Annotated in this window: 12 protein-coding genes; all 12 read right to left on the reverse strand. The window is 70.7% G+C overall.

Translation table 11 applies throughout. From position 1 onward, the window contains the following. Positions 1–37 precede the first annotated feature (37 nt). The gene (locus tag H613_RS0101515) at positions 38–439 is read right to left on the reverse strand and encodes a hypothetical protein (protein WP_026922402.1); all 402 of its coding nucleotides are present in this window, start codon (positions 437–439) and stop codon (positions 38–40) included. Beyond that, positions 436–987 carry an arsenate reductase/protein-tyrosine-phosphatase family protein gene (locus H613_RS0101520; protein WP_026922403.1) on the reverse strand — a complete coding sequence of 184 codons (552 nt, stop codon included), beginning with the start codon at positions 985–987 and terminating at the stop codon, positions 436–438. Before H613_RS0101520 ends, H613_RS0101515 begins: the two co-directional genes overlap by 4 nt. Next, positions 984–1,697: an L-threonylcarbamoyladenylate synthase gene (locus H613_RS23760; RefSeq protein WP_051392803.1), complete on the reverse strand. Its 714-nt coding sequence runs from the start codon at positions 1,695–1,697 to the stop codon at positions 984–986. Before H613_RS23760 ends, H613_RS0101520 begins: the two co-directional genes overlap by 4 nt. Continuing rightward, entirely contained in the window at positions 1,694–2,536 is an 843-nt protein-coding gene (prmC, locus tag H613_RS0101530) for a peptide chain release factor N(5)-glutamine methyltransferase (RefSeq protein ID WP_026922404.1), read from the reverse strand. The genes H613_RS23760 and prmC overlap by 4 nt, the downstream gene beginning before the upstream one ends. Continuing rightward, the gene (gene prfA, locus H613_RS0101535; RefSeq protein ID WP_026922405.1) at positions 2,523–3,614 is read right to left on the reverse strand and encodes a peptide chain release factor 1; all 1,092 of its coding nucleotides are present in this window, start codon (positions 3,612–3,614) and stop codon (positions 2,523–2,525) included. Before prfA ends, prmC begins: the two co-directional genes overlap by 14 nt. 88 nt (positions 3,615–3,702) lie before the next feature. Continuing rightward, positions 3,703–3,933 (reverse strand): 50S ribosomal protein L31, encoded by a 231-nt coding sequence (rpmE, locus tag H613_RS0101540; RefSeq protein ID WP_026922406.1) that lies wholly within the window; start codon positions 3,931–3,933, stop codon positions 3,703–3,705. A gap of 169 nt (positions 3,934–4,102) precedes the next feature. After that, positions 4,103–5,953: a transcription termination factor Rho gene (gene rho, locus H613_RS0101545; protein WP_211234674.1), complete on the reverse strand. Its 1,851-nt coding sequence runs from the start codon at positions 5,951–5,953 to the stop codon at positions 4,103–4,105. 757 nt (positions 5,954–6,710) lie between these two features. Beyond that, complete coding sequence (thrB, locus tag H613_RS23765) at positions 6,711–7,613, reverse strand: homoserine kinase (protein WP_051392804.1); 903 nt, start codon at positions 7,611–7,613, stop codon at positions 6,711–6,713. Positions 7,614–7,669: 56 nt separating this feature from the next. Further along, entirely contained in the window at positions 7,670–8,740 is a 1,071-nt protein-coding gene (gene thrC / locus H613_RS0101555) for a threonine synthase (protein WP_026922408.1), read from the reverse strand. Between the two features lie 6 nt (positions 8,741–8,746). Beyond that, positions 8,747–10,024 carry a homoserine dehydrogenase gene (locus tag H613_RS0101560; protein WP_026922409.1) on the reverse strand — a complete coding sequence of 426 codons (1,278 nt, stop codon included), beginning with the start codon at positions 10,022–10,024 and terminating at the stop codon, positions 8,747–8,749. Between the two features lie 24 nt (positions 10,025–10,048). Further along, positions 10,049–11,446 (reverse strand): diaminopimelate decarboxylase, encoded by a 1,398-nt coding sequence (gene lysA / locus H613_RS0101565; RefSeq protein ID WP_026922410.1) that lies wholly within the window; start codon positions 11,444–11,446, stop codon positions 10,049–10,051. Beyond that, entirely contained in the window at positions 11,446–13,095 is a 1,650-nt protein-coding gene (gene argS / locus H613_RS0101570; protein ID WP_026922411.1) for an arginine--tRNA ligase, read from the reverse strand. The genes lysA and argS overlap by 1 nt, the downstream gene beginning before the upstream one ends. Between the last annotated feature and the right edge of the window lie 88 nt (positions 13,096–13,183).

Below are 13,183 nucleotides of genomic sequence, written 5' to 3' on the forward strand. Positions count from 1 at the left end.
TTTGTCAACCTCCACGAAACGCGCCGAATGGGACCGCTCAGGTCTCGCCGTCGAGTTCGACATAGAGGGTCTTGGCCCGGAACAGCCAGATTCCCTGAGCGCACAGCCAGGTCACGGCCCCGGCGCCGAGTCCGAGCGCCACGGGGAGCACGGCGTGCTCGTCGAGGGCGTCGACCACCCACAACGCCGCTCCGTAGACGATGACCTTCGCCGTATACGTGAGCAAGGCCACCATAAGAGTGAGACGTATGTCAATCTTTTCGGCTCTTGCGATGGCCCACACCGAGGCGGCGAAGCCCAGGGAGACGAACGCGACGCCGATCGCGGCCCACATCGCGGCGGCCGGGCCGGAGACGATGAGGCCCGCCGCGGCGGCGGCGACGGCCGTGATCGCCGCCACGATGAAGCAGGGTTTCAGGAAGCCTCGCGATGCCTTCACGCGTCACCGTCCAAAGCGTCGGCGACCGGTTCGAGCGCGTCCTCGAGCTGGTCGGCTATCTCGGAGTACACGGCGCGACTCAGTCCCCACGGGTCGGACAGGTCGGCCTCGGGGTGGTCGGCGCGGCGCTTGGCCGCCAGGGCGACCAGGGCCTTGCCGCGGGCGACGGCGTCGCCGTCGGGCAGTTCGTCGGAGGCGCCTGCGGCGATGTGACCGAACTGCCTGACCAGGAACGTCCGGTCGGCCGCCTCGGGGAAGCGCTCGGCGATGTACTCGCGGTGGGTGGCCGTGGCCACCAGGATCAGGTCGGAGCCCTCGACCTGGGCGCGGTCGATGTGGCGGGCGCGGTGCCCGCCGGGCTCGAATCCCCGGTCCTCCAGCTCGCGCGCCGCGTTCGGCTCCATCGGGTCGCCCTCGTGGTAGCTGGAGATCCCGGCGCCGTGGTTGAACACGTCGTCGCCGGTGAGCCCGTCGAGGATGCGCTCCGACATCGGCGAACGGCAGATGTTGCCGGTGCACACGTGCAGGACCGAGAAGACCGCGCTCATGCCTGGGGCTCCTCCTCCTGCTCGTCCTCGGCCTGCTGCTCTTCGGGGCGCTCGCCGGGGCCGTAGCCGTCGGCGTCGAGCACCTCGGGCACGACCTTGCGGATCTGCTCGACGGTCAGCGCGCCCTCGCGCAGCACCTGCGGCGGGTCGGCGACGCAGTCGACGATCGTGGAGGGCAGGTTGTCTTCCGAGGGACCGGCCTCCAGGTAGACCGAGACGTCGGCGCCGAGCTGGCCCTTCGCGTCGGCGGCGGTCTCGGCGGGCGGATGCCCGGTCTTGTTGGCCGAGGAGACGGCCATCGGGCCGGTCTCCTTGAGCAGCTCCAGCGCGAGCGGGTGCAGCGGCATCCGCACCGCGACGGTGCCGTCGGTGTCGCCGAGGTCCCAGGTCAGGGTCGGCGTGTAGGGCACGACGACGGTGAGCGGCCCGGGCCAGAACGCCTCGATGAGCTCCTTGGCCGACTTCGAGACGTCGGAGGCGATCCCGTCGAGCGCCCGCTTGGAGCCGATGAGCACGGGCGGAGCCATGTCCCGGCCGCGGCCCTTCGCTTCCAGGAGGGCGCGCACGGCAGCATGGGAGAAGGCGTCGCAGCCGATCCCGTACACCGTGTCGGTCGGGATCACGACGAGCTTGCCGCCGGAGACCGCGCGGGCGGCGGACTTGAGCCCGGTGGCGCGGTCTTTGATCTTCCTACAGTTGAACAGCCTCACGGCGACAAGCCTAGCTTTCCCGTCGTGAAGCGCGAGCGCCCCGCCAGGTCGTCGTGATCGGCGACCTCGGTGAAGCCCGAGACGCCGAGGATCTCGGGCGCGGCCCTGCCGTGCGTGTCGTCGTGCTCGAAGCCGTACCAGCCGCCGGGGGCCAGCCAGCGGGCGGCGCGCAGCGCGAGCGGCTGGATGACCGACAGCCCGGCCTCGTCGGCGTAGACCGCCCCCGACGGGTCGAAGTCGACCTCGGGGGCGACCTCCATGTCCATCGGGACGTACGGCGGGTTGGCCACGACGAGGTCGACCTGCCCGTCGAGTTCGGCGAGCGTGCCGGGGGCGACGGCGTCGGCCAGGACCGGCACGGCGCCGGTGCCCTGGAGGTTCGACTCCAGCCATTCGAAGGCGTCCGGGTCGGCCTCGACGGCCCACACGCGGCTGTCGGGCCGCTCGGTGGCGATGGCGTGGGCGATCGCGCCCGAGCCGGAGCAGGCGTCGATGACGGTCCCGCCCTCGGGGAGGTGCTCCAGGGCCCAGTCGACGAGCAGCTCGGTCTCGGGCCGGGGCACGAACACGCCGGGCCCGACGGCGAGCTCGCCGTAGCGGAACGCGGCCGAGCCGGTCAGGTGCTGGAGCGGTTCGCGGCCAAGGCGCCGCTCGACGAGGTCGGCGAACGCGGCGAGGTGGTCCTCGCCTGGCGCGTCGGCGGCGAGCAGCTGGCCGCGGCGCAGCCCGGAGACGTGGGCGGCCAGCAGCTCGGCGTCGACGCGCGGCGAGGGCACGCCCGCCTCGGCGAGGCGCGCGGCGGCCGCGGCGATGGCGCCGGTCCAGCTAGTGCTGGTCATTACCGCCGGCCATGCGCTCGGCCCGGTCGGCGGCGGCGAGGGCGTCGAGGACCTCGTCGAGCTCGCCGTCCATGACCTGGTCGAGGTTGTAGGCGGTGAAGCCGATCCGGTGGTCGGTGAGCCGGTTCTGCGGGAAGTTGTAGGTCCGGATGCGTTCGGAGCGGTCGGCGGTGCGCACCTGCGAGCGCCTGGCCTCTCCGGCGGCGGCGGCGGCCTCTTCCTGCTGCTTGGCGAGCAGGCGGGCGCGCAGGACGCGCAGCGCGGCCTCCTTGTTCTGGAGCTGGCTCTTCTCGTTCTGGCTGGTGACGACGATGCCGGTGGGCTCGTGGGTGAGCCTGACGGCCGAGTCGGTGGTGTTGACCGACTGCCCGCCCGGTCCCGAGGAGCGGTAGACGTCGACGCGGACGTCGTTCATGTTGAGCTCGACGTCGACCTCTTCGGCCTCGGGCATGACGACCACGGCCGCGGCCGAGGTGTGCACCCGGCCCTGGGACTCGGTGACCGGCACGCGCTGGACGCGGTGGACGCCGCCCTCGAACTTCATGCGGGACCACACGCCGTTGCCGCCTTCGGGCGCGCCCTTGGTGCGGACGGCGATCGAGGAGTCCTTGATGCCGCCGAGGTCGGTGGGCACGCTCTCCAGCGTCTCGACGGCCCAGCCGCGGTGCTCGAAGTAACGCAGGTACATGCGCATGAGGTCCCTGGCGAACAGGCCGGACTCCTCGCCTCCGGCGCCCGCCTTGATCTCGATGATGACGTCCTTGGAGTCGTCGGGGTCGCGCGGGATCATCAGCTCGGCGAGCTTGGACTCCATCTCGGGGATGGTCTTTCGCAGCCGCTCGGCCTCGTCGGCGAAGTCGGCGTCCTCGCCGGCCAGTTCCTCGGCGGTCTCGAGGTCGTCCTTGGCGGTGGCGATGTCGGCGGCGGTCTTGGCGATCGGGCCGAGCTCGGCGTAGCGGCGGCCGACGCGGCGGGCCTGGGCGGGGTCGGCGTGCAGGGCCGGGTCGCCCATCTGCGCTTCGAGGTCGTGGTACTCGGCGAGGAGGGAGGCCAGGCGGTTGTCGGCGGCGGTGGACATGGTGGTTCCTTCGGGTCGAAAGCCAGTGAAGAAGCGGACAAAAAGGACGCAGCGCCCGTGCCTCGGGCACGGGCGCTGCGTCGGAAAGCTACTTGCCGGCCTGAGCCTTCTCCTGGGCCTTGGCGTAGCGGGCCTTGAACTTGGCCACGCGACCGCCGGTGTCGAGGATGCGCTGCTTGCCCGTGTAGAACGGGTGGCACTTGTTGCAGGTCGCAGCCTGGATCTTGCCACTGGCCTCCGTGGAGCGGGTGGTGAAGCTGTTCCCGCAGGAGCAGGTCACCTCGGTGACCACGTACTCAGGGTGGATGCCCTGTTTCATGAGTTTCCCTCTCTGTTCGGTCGCCGGGTCGGCGCATTGCTGGGCCGTGAACCGGTACCGCATCGGGCCCCGGAGTCCAGGGCTCTTGGCATGTGCGCGACCTGCGCACCGATTGACCATGATAGGCCGTGAGGCCGCTCTCAACCGGAGCGGCCTCAGCGGCGTTCGCCTAGTCCGGCGTCGACTGCTTGACGATCGACATCAGGAACTCGGCGTTGGTCTGCGTCTTCTTCAGCCGGTCGAGCAGCAGGTCGATTGCCTGCTGCGGCTCCAGCGAGGACAGGACGCGGCGGAGCTTGAGCATGACCGCCTGCTCCTCGGGGCTCATCATGAGCTCGTCCTTGCGGGTGCTCGACTGGTGGACGTCGATGGCCGGCCAGGTGCGCTTCTCGGCGATCTTGCGGTCGAGCTTGAGCTCGGCGTTGCCGGTGCCCTTGAACTCCTCGAAGATGACCGTGTCGCCCATGGAGCCGGTCTCGACCAGCGCCGTGCCGAGGATCGTCAGCGATCCGCCGTGCTCGATGTTCCGCGCCGCGCCCAGGAAGCGCTTCGGCGGGTAGAGCGCGGTGGAGTCGATGCCGCCCGACAGGATCCGCCCCGAGGCGGGCGAGGCGTTGTTGTACGCCCGGCCGAGCCGCGTGATGGAGTCGAGGAGCACGACCACGTCGTGTCCGAGTTCGACCAGGCGCTTGGCGCGCTCGATCGCGAGCTCGGCGACGGTGGTGTGGTCCGACGGCGGGCGGTCGAAGGTCGAGGCGATGACCTCGCCCTTGACCGAGCGCTGCATGTCGGTGACCTCTTCGGGCCGCTCGTCCGCGAGCACGACCATGAGGTGGCACTCGGGGTTGTTCGTGGTGATCGCGTTGGCGATCGCCTGGAGCACCATCGTCTTGCCGGCCTTGGGAGGGGAGACGATGAGGGCCCTCTGGCCCTTGCCGATCGGGGCCACCAGGTCGATGACGCGGGTGGTCAGCGCGTTCGGCTCGGTCTCCAGGCGCAGGCGCTCGTTCGGGTACAGCGGCGTGAGCTTGTAGAAGTCGTCGCGGCTCTTGGCGTCGTCAGGGCTCATGCCGTTGACGGTGTCCAGGCGGACCAGCGGGTTGTACTTCTCGCGACGCTGCTTGCCGCCGCCACCGCCGCCATTGCCGTTGTCCTCGCCGCGGCCGGGCTTGACCGCGCCGGTGATGGCGTCGCCGCGGCGCAGCCGGTGCTTGCGCACCTGCGACATCGAGACGTAGACGTCGTCCGGTCCGGCCAGGTAGCCGGTGGTGCGGATGAACGCGTAGTTGTCGAGGATGTCGAGGATGCCGGCGACCGGGACGAGCTGCTCGTCGTTCTGGCCTCCGCGCTCGAAGTCCTCGCCGCCGCGGCTGTTGCCCGAGCGGCGGCGGTCGGAGCGGTCGCGCCTCTTGCGGCGGCGGCCCCCCTCGTTCTGGTCGTCGCGGTCCCCGCGGTCGCCGCGCTGTTCGCGCTGGTCGTCGCGGTCGCGGTCGCGCTCGCCTCGCTGGTCGCCGCGGCGCTCGCCACGGCCCTCATTGCGGCTCTCGTGCTCAGCGGTCTCGGTCTCTTCGGAGCGGCGCTCGTTCTGCTCGGACCGCTCGCCTCCGCGGACGCGGCGACGGCGGACCGGGCGGTCCTCATCGGACTCGTCGGCGGCGGGCGCGGCCCCGGTCTCCTCGGCGGTGTCGCGGGCCGCGTTCTGCTCCTGGCGGCGACGCGGCTGCGGCGGACCCGCGGGGCGGGTCGCGCGGCGGGCGCTCTTGGCCTCGGCGCTTTCGGTGGCGCTCTCCGCGGAGTCGGCGGCGGGCTCGGTGTCGACGGGCGCCGACGGGGCCTCAGTGGTCGGTGTGTGTTCAGAGTCAGGCACTGGCGGGGCCTCCTGTTCCGCGCTGGCACCGCCGGGCTCCGAGCCGTTCGCCTGCTGCGTCTGGATGGCCGCGATGAGCTCGCTCTTGCGCATCCGGCCAACGCCGGTGATGCCGAGCGATTGCGCCATCTGCTGGAGCTCGGGCATCAGCATAGAGGCCAAACCGGTTCCTGCCCGGCGACGCTTCTTGGTCTCCGGGAGAGTTCCCGGAGCCGACGCCGCACTGCTATTCCGGTCCGACGTCGTGCCGGTGGTGTCGCTCAATGGATTCCTTCCCTTGCGGAGCACTTCGAAATGAATTCGAGGAGTTTCCGCGTCTTTCAAATAGCCGCAATGCCGATGTTCTGGTTTGCGTCCCGCCATCGCGTCGCCCACCGCGCGCTAGTCGAATGGCCGCGGTGGATGTGGTGCAACAGCTGGTCCTGGGTACACCCTGGGGCAGTCCGCTGAGCAGACGGTCCCGATTGAGGCGGCGCCTCTGGGCCTGTGACTCGACGGCCCGCGATAGATGGTCGACGCGCACGGTGCGATACGTGATTGCGATCCTCGCCGGAGCCGAGGCCCCAGCGCCACACGTGGAACTTCACGGATGCGAAGTCGGAACTGTGCCATGTCACGCTAGAGCTATGCAAAGTCACAAATCCATGATTGAGGGTGATGACCCAAACAAGAGATCAGGCGTGCGCTGGATGCGCCGCAGCTGTTGTGACTACAAGCATAATCAAGGCTTCAAGCAGTCACGACACCGGGTGGTCGTCTACGGGGAATACTAGCGCACCCGGCCCACTGCCAACAACAGACCCGAAGAACACTCGTTTTCCCACGTAGAAGGCCCGTGGAACTCCAAGCTTACCGCCTCGGCGACGTTTGCGGGCCGCAAACGAGCACCGGCGGCGAGGCTCGCAGTCCATCATTCGGTCCCGCTCGCGGTGATCACCGCGCCGTCCGCGACGTCCAGGCTCATGACCTCGAAACCCGCCGGGGCGAACCCCGCCAGGCCCTCGGGCCCCGGCCCGCCGTCCACGCTCAAGGCGATGACGGTCGGACCCGCGCCCGAGACCGCTGCCGCGATCCCGGCGGAACGCAACTGTTCCAACAACCGCGTGCTCTCCGGCATTCCCTCCGCCCGGTACGACTGGTGGAGCCGGTCGGCGGTGGCGTCGAACAGCCGCGAGGGCTTGCGCGTGAGCGCGTCGACCAGGAGCGCGGCCCGCGAGAGGTTGAAGACCGCGTCGGCGTACGAGACGCGCTCGGGCAGCGCCGCGCGGGCGACCGCCGTCAGGCCCTGGCCCTCGGGCACGAACACCCACGGGCGCACGCGCGGCGAGGGTTCGAGGCTGACCGCCCGCGCGCCCTCGTCGGTGCCGTAGGCGATGGTGAAGCCGCCCAGCAGGCACGGCGCCACGTTGTCCGGGTGGCCCTCGATCTCGCTCGCGAGCGCGAGCTTCTCGGCCCGGCTCATCCCGCCCGCGGCCAGCGCGTCGGCGAGCATGATCCCGGCGACGATCGCCGCCGAGGAGGAGCCGAGGCCGCGCGCGTGCGGGATGCGGTTGCGGCATTCGAGTTTCAACTCCGGCGCCCGGACGCCGAGGGCGTCGAAGGCGCGCAGCATGGTGGCCGCCACCAGGTGGCTCTCGTCGGTGGCGACGGCGCCCGCGCCCTCGCCGGTCACCTCGACCGAGACGGTGCCGGTGGCGCCTTCGAGCGCCGTGGCCGTCACCTCGTCGAACAGGCCCAGCGCGAGGCCGAGCGAGTCGAAACCGGGCCCGAGATTGGCAGAGGTCGCCGGGACCCGAACCGTCGCCGAACCCATCGGAATCCCACCCGTCTCCCGCCCCCGCCCGACATCGCGGTCGCTTCGCTCCCCCCTCACAATCCCAACGCCCTGGCCGTCTGCATGACGTCGACGGGCACCGTCTGCGGCTGCGGGGCGGTGGAGACGGCCCAGTCGGGGTCCTTGAGCCCGTTGCCGGTCACCGTGCACACCACTGTCTGTCCCCTTTCGAGCCAGCCGGACGCGGACTGCTTGAGCAGCCCGGCCACCGATGCGGCGCTGGCGAGCTCGACGAAGACGCCCTCGGAGCGGGCCAGCAGCATGTACGCGGCGTGGATCTCGCGGTCGGTGGCGGCGATGATCTTCCCGCCCGACTCCTTCTCGGCGTCGAGGGCCTTGGTCCACGACGCGGGGTTGCCGATGCGGATCGCCGTGGCGATGGTCTGCGGGTGCGCCACGACGTGGCCGTTCACGATGGGGGCCGCCCCGGCGGCCTGGATGCCGAGCATGCGGGGCCGCTTGGTGGACCTCCCGGCGTCGGCGTCCTCGCCGTAGCCCATCCAGTAGGCGCTGATGTTCCCGGCGTTGCCGACCGGCAGGCAGTGGACGTCCGGCGCGTCGCCGAGGACGTCGACGATCTCGAACGACGCGGTCTTCTGACCCTGGAGCCGGTGCGGGTTGATCGAGTTGACCAGCGAGACCGGGTAGTCCTGCGAGAGCTTGTCGGCGATGGCCAGGCAGTCGTCGAAGTTGCCTTCGAGCTGGAGCAGTTTCGCGCCGTGGACGAGGGCCTGCGCGAGCTTCCCGAGGGCGATCTTCCCGGCCGGGACGAGCACGGCGCAGGTGATCCCGGCGCGGGCGGCGTAGGCGGCGGCCGAGGCCGAGGTGTTGCCGGTGGAGGCGCAGATGATGGCCTTGGCACCGTCCTCGACGGCCTTGGAGACGGCCACGGTCATGCCGCGGTCCTTGAACGAGCCGGTCGGGTTGAGGCCCTCGACCTTGAGGTAGACGTCGCAGCCGGTCTTCTCGGAGATGACCGGGGCGGGCACGAGCGGCGTCCCGCCCTCTTGCAGGGTCACCACTGGGGTGGCGTCGGTGACCGGGAGCCGGTCTCTGAATTCCTCGATGAGGCCGCGCCAGCCAGGGCGCATGGCACCTTCGGACATGTCGTCCTATTCTCCTTCGACGCGCATGACGCTGGTGACCTGGTGCACCGACATCAGTTGCGACAGTTCCTCGACCGTGTCCGACAGCTGCCGGTCAGCGGCGATGTGGGTCACCACCACGAGCTGGGCATCGTCGCCCCGGCCCGACTGGTGGACGGTCGCGAGGCTGACCCCGTGGTGGGCGAAGGTGGCCGCCACGCGGGCGAGCACGCCGGGCTCGTCGACGACGTCGAGACTGACGTGGTAGCGGGTCCGGGCCTCGCCGATGGGTTTCACCGGCACGTCGGAGTAGGCGGCCTCCGGAGGGAAGGCCGTGATCCCGCCGCGCTTGTTGCGCGCCACGGCCACGATATCGCCGAGCACGGCCGAGGCCGTCTCGGTCCCCCCGGCTCCCGCACCGTAGAACATGAGCCGCCCGGCCGACTCGGCCTCGACGAACACGGCGTTGTAGGCGCCGTTGACGTTGGCGAGCGGGTGCGTGGCCGGGATCATCGCCGGGTGGACGCGCACCGAGACGCCCTCCTCCTCGCGGGTGGCGATGCACAGCGGCTTGACGACGCGGCCCTCGGCGGCCGCCGAGGCGATGTCGGCGGGCGTGACGCGGGTGATGCCCTCCCGGTAGACCTCGGCGAGGCCCACGTGCGTGTGGAAGGCCAGGGACGCGATGAGCGCGGCCTTGGCGGCGGCGTCGTAGCCGTCGACGTCCGCGGTCGGGTCGGCCTCGGCGTAGCCCAGCTCGGAGGCCTCGGCGAGCGCCTCGGCGAAGCTCGCGCCGGTCTGCGTCATCTTGGTGCAGATGTAGTTGGTGGTGCCGTTGACGATGCCGAGGACGCGGTTGATCCGGTCGCCGTGGAGCGATTCGCGCAGCGGGCGCATGAGCGGGATCGCGGCGGCGGCGGCGGCCTCGTAGTAGAGGTCGGCGCCGCCGGCCTTCGCGGCGGCGGCCAGCGTCGGCATGTCCTCGGCCAGGAGGGCCTTGTTGGCGGTGACCACGGACTTGCCCTCGCCGAGGGCGGTGGTGATCCAGCTGCGGGCCGGCTCGATGCCCCCGGCGACCTCGACGACGATGTCGACGTCGTCGCGCTTGATGAGGGCGAGCGCGTCGGTGGTGAACATGGACCGGTCGACCGGCAGGTGCGAGCGGTCGCGTCCGGCGCGCCGCACGGCGATGCCCGCGAGCTCGACGGGCTCCCCTACTCGGGTGGCGAGTTCCTCCCCGCGCATTCGCATGAGGCGCACGACTTCACTGCCGACGTTGCCGCATCCGAGTAGCGCGATCTTCATTCGCCGATTCCCTTTCTGGTCGGTTCAGCCGACGTCGAGGCGCAAGAGGTCGTCGACCGTTTCACGGGCGAGGATCACTCGGGCCTCTCCGTCGCGGACCGCGATGACGGGCGGGCGGGGCACGTGGTTGTAGTTCGAGCCCATGGACCGGCAGTAGGCGCCGGTGCCCGGCACGGCGATCAGGTCGCCCGGAGCGACGTCGGCGGGTAGGAATTCATCTTTAACAACTATGTCGCCGGATTCGCAATGCTTTCCCACTACGCGGGCCAGCGCCGGGGCCGCCCGCGAGGCGCGCGAGGCGAGCGTGGCCGAATAGGTCGCGTCGTACAGGGCCGGGCGGATGTTGTCGCTCATGCCGCCGTCGACCGACACGTACAGCCGCGAGGCGCCCGCAGAGAGCGTGACGGGCTTGACGGTGCCCACCTCGTAGAGCGTGAACACGGCCGGTCCGATGAGCGTGCGGCCCGGCTCGATCGACAGGCGCGGCACCGCGATGCCCGCCGCGGCGCACTCGGCCTCGACGATCTTCCCGAGCGAGGCGGCGACGTCGACCGGCGGCTGCGGGTCGTCCTGGCTGGTGTAGGCCATGCCGAAGCCGCCGCCGAGGTCGAGTTCGCCCATCGGCTCGTCGATCTCGTCCTGGAGCCCCGCGAACAGGCGCACCACCCGCGCGGCCGAGACCTCGAACGCGGACGTGTCGAAGATCTGGGAGCCGATGTGCGAGTGCAGGCCCGCCAGGTACATGTTCGGGGAGGCCGCGATGCGGCGCGCTGCCTCGTGGGCGTCGCCGTCGACCAGCGAGAACCCGAACTTCTGGTCCTCGTGGGCGGTGGCGATGTACTCGTGCGTGTGGGCCTCGACGCCGACGTTGACGCGGACCATCACGTGCGGCCGGATGCCGAGCTCGGCGCTGAGCGCGTCGATGCGCTCGATCTCGTTGTAGGAGTCGGCGACGATGCGCCCGACCCGCAGCTCGATGGCCTGGCGCAGCTCGGCCGGGGACTTGTTGTTCCCGTGGTAGCCGAGGCGGGCCGGCTCGATCCCTGCGGCGAGCGCGACGGCCAGCTCCCCGGCGGTGCACACGTCGACGTTCAGGCCCTCCTCGACGGCGGCGCGGAGCACGGCCTTGGAGCAGAACGCCTTCGCGGCGTAGAAGACATCGGAGCCGGAGAACGCCCGGGCCCAGGCGCGGCAGCGGGCGCGGAAGTCGTCCTCGTCGAGGATGTACGCCGGGGTGCCGAACTCGTCGGCCAGCTCGCCGACCGGGATGCCGCCGACGCGCAGGACGCCCTCGTCGGAGCGTTCGACGCCCGCGGCCCACAGCTGCGGGAGGAGGGCGTTGACGTCGTCGGGGACGCCCAGCCAGGCGGGGCGCAGGGAGGCGAAGTCGCCGTGCATGGCACCGGCTTCGTGGGTCCGCATCACATACGCTCCGGGGCACTGACGCCGAGCAGGCCGAGGGCGTTGGCGAGGACGACGCGGGTGGCGTCGACCAGCCACAGGCGGGCCCGGCCGGTTTCGGTGAGTGCTTCACCGGGGTAGGGCAGGACCCGACAGTCGTTGTAGAACCGGTGGTAGGCCCCGGCGAGGTCCTCGGCGTAGCGGGCGATCCGGTGCGGCTCGCGCAGCTCCGCGGCGGAGGCGACCACCGCGGGGAACTCGGCGAGGGCCTTGAGCAGGTCGTTCTCCCTGGGGTGGGACAGCAGCGAGGCGTCGTACGTGTCGCCCTTGTCGATCCCCAGCTCGGTGGCGTTGCGCAGCACCCCGGAGATCCGGGCGTGCGCGTACTGCACGTAGTAGACCGGATTGTCGTTGCCGTGCTTGGTCCACAGGTCGATGTCGAGGTCGATCGACGAGTCGGCCGAGTAGCGAGTGAGCGCGTAGCGGGTGGCGTCGACGCCGATGGCCTCGACGATGTCGTTCAGCGTCACCACGGTCCCCATGCGCTTGGACATCCGCACCGGCTTGCCGTCGCGCAGCAGGTTCACCATCTGGCCGATGAGGATCTCCAGGGTGCCCGGCTCGTCGCCGTAGGCCCGGCTGATCGCCTGCATCCGGCCGACGTAGCCGTGGTGGTCGGCGCCGAGCATGAGCACGAGCTTGTCGAAGCCGCGCTCGCGCTTGTCGAGGTAATAGGCGCAGTCTGCGGCGAAGTAGGTCCACGAGCCGTCGGACTTCTTGAGGACCCGGTCCTTGTCGTCGCCGAACTCGGTGGTGCGCAGCCAGGTGGCGCCGTCGGCCTCGAAGACGTGTCCGAGCTTGGACAGCCGCTCCAGGGCGGCGTCGAGCTCGCCCTTGTCGTGGAGCTCCTTCTCGTTGAAGTACACGTCGAAGTGCGTGCCGAAGTCGGCGAGGGTGGTCTTGATCTGCTCGAACATCAGCTCCACGCCCGCGGTCCGGAAGACCTCCTGCGGGTCGTCGGACTCGAGCGCGTCGGGGTGCCGGGTGAGGACCTCGGCGGCGATCTCGTCGACGTAGCCGCCGCCGTAGCCGTCCTCGGGGGTCGGCTCGCCCTTGGCGCGGGCCAGCAGCGAGTTCGCGAACCGATCGACCTGGGATCCGGCGTCGTTGAAGTAGTACTCGGAGGCGACCTTCGCGCCGGAGGCCCGCATGACGCGGGCGAGGGCGTCGCCCACGGCCGCCCAGCGGGTGCCGCCGGCGTGGACCGGGCCGGTCGGGTTCGCCGAGACGAACTCGAGGTTGACGTGCGCGCCCTTCATGGACTCGTTGTAGCCGTAGGCGGTGCCCGCGGCGACGATCTGCTCGGCGATGGCGCCGGCGGCGGCCGCGTCGAGGGTGATGTTCAGGAAGCCGGGTCCGGCGATGTCGACCCCGGCGACGCCGTCGACGGAGGCGAGTTGGTCGGCGATGCCCTGCGCCAGCGCTCGCGGGTTGGTGCCGACCTTCTTGGCCACCTGGAGGGCGATCGTGGAGGCGTAGTCCCCGTGCTCGGGGTTTCGGGGTCGCTCCACGGCCGTTTCGGTGGGCAGCGCGGTGGCGTCGAGGCCGAGATCGGCGAACGCGGCGCGCGTGGCGGACAGCACTTTCTCTGCGAGCGTTTCTGGAGTCACCCCGCAATCCTAAACGCTGGGGTTTCGCGCCTGCGAGTGATAAACGCCGTTGTGGCGCCGCCACCTCGGCGGCCGCACGCTGCGGCCG

It is taken from the genome of Glycomyces arizonensis DSM 44726 (assembly GCF_000482705.1).
Taxonomy (GTDB): domain Bacteria; phylum Actinomycetota; class Actinomycetes; order Mycobacteriales; family Micromonosporaceae; genus Glycomyces; species Glycomyces arizonensis.

Excerpts from the sequence above, each read along its gene's own strand:
- rpmE (WP_026922406.1), bottom strand. The coding sequence starts at position 3,933 with ATGAAACAGGGCATCCACCCTGAGTACGTGGTCACCGAGGTGACCTGC.
- H613_RS0101560 (WP_026922409.1), bottom strand. The coding sequence starts at position 10,024 with ATGAAGATCGCGCTACTCGGATGCGGCAACGTCGGCAGTGAAGTCGTG.
- prfA (WP_026922405.1), bottom strand. The coding sequence starts at position 3,614 with ATGTCCACCGCCGCCGACAACCGCCTGGCCTCCCTCCTCGCCGAGTAC.
- thrB (WP_051392804.1), bottom strand. The coding sequence starts at position 7,613 with ATGGGTTCGGCGACGGTTCGGGTCCCGGCGACCTCTGCCAATCTCGGG.
- thrC (WP_026922408.1), bottom strand. The coding sequence starts at position 8,740 with ATGTCCGAAGGTGCCATGCGCCCTGGCTGGCGCGGCCTCATCGAGGAA.
- rho (WP_211234674.1), bottom strand. The coding sequence starts at position 5,953 with ATGCTGATGCCCGAGCTCCAGCAGATGGCGCAATCGCTCGGCATCACC.
- H613_RS0101520 (WP_026922403.1), bottom strand. The coding sequence starts at position 987 with ATGAGCGCGGTCTTCTCGGTCCTGCACGTGTGCACCGGCAACATCTGC.
- prmC (WP_026922404.1), bottom strand. The coding sequence starts at position 2,536 with ATGACCAGCACTAGCTGGACCGGCGCCATCGCCGCGGCCGCCGCGCGC.
- lysA (WP_026922410.1), bottom strand. The coding sequence starts at position 11,446 with ATGCGGACCCACGAAGCCGGTGCCATGCACGGCGACTTCGCCTCCCTG.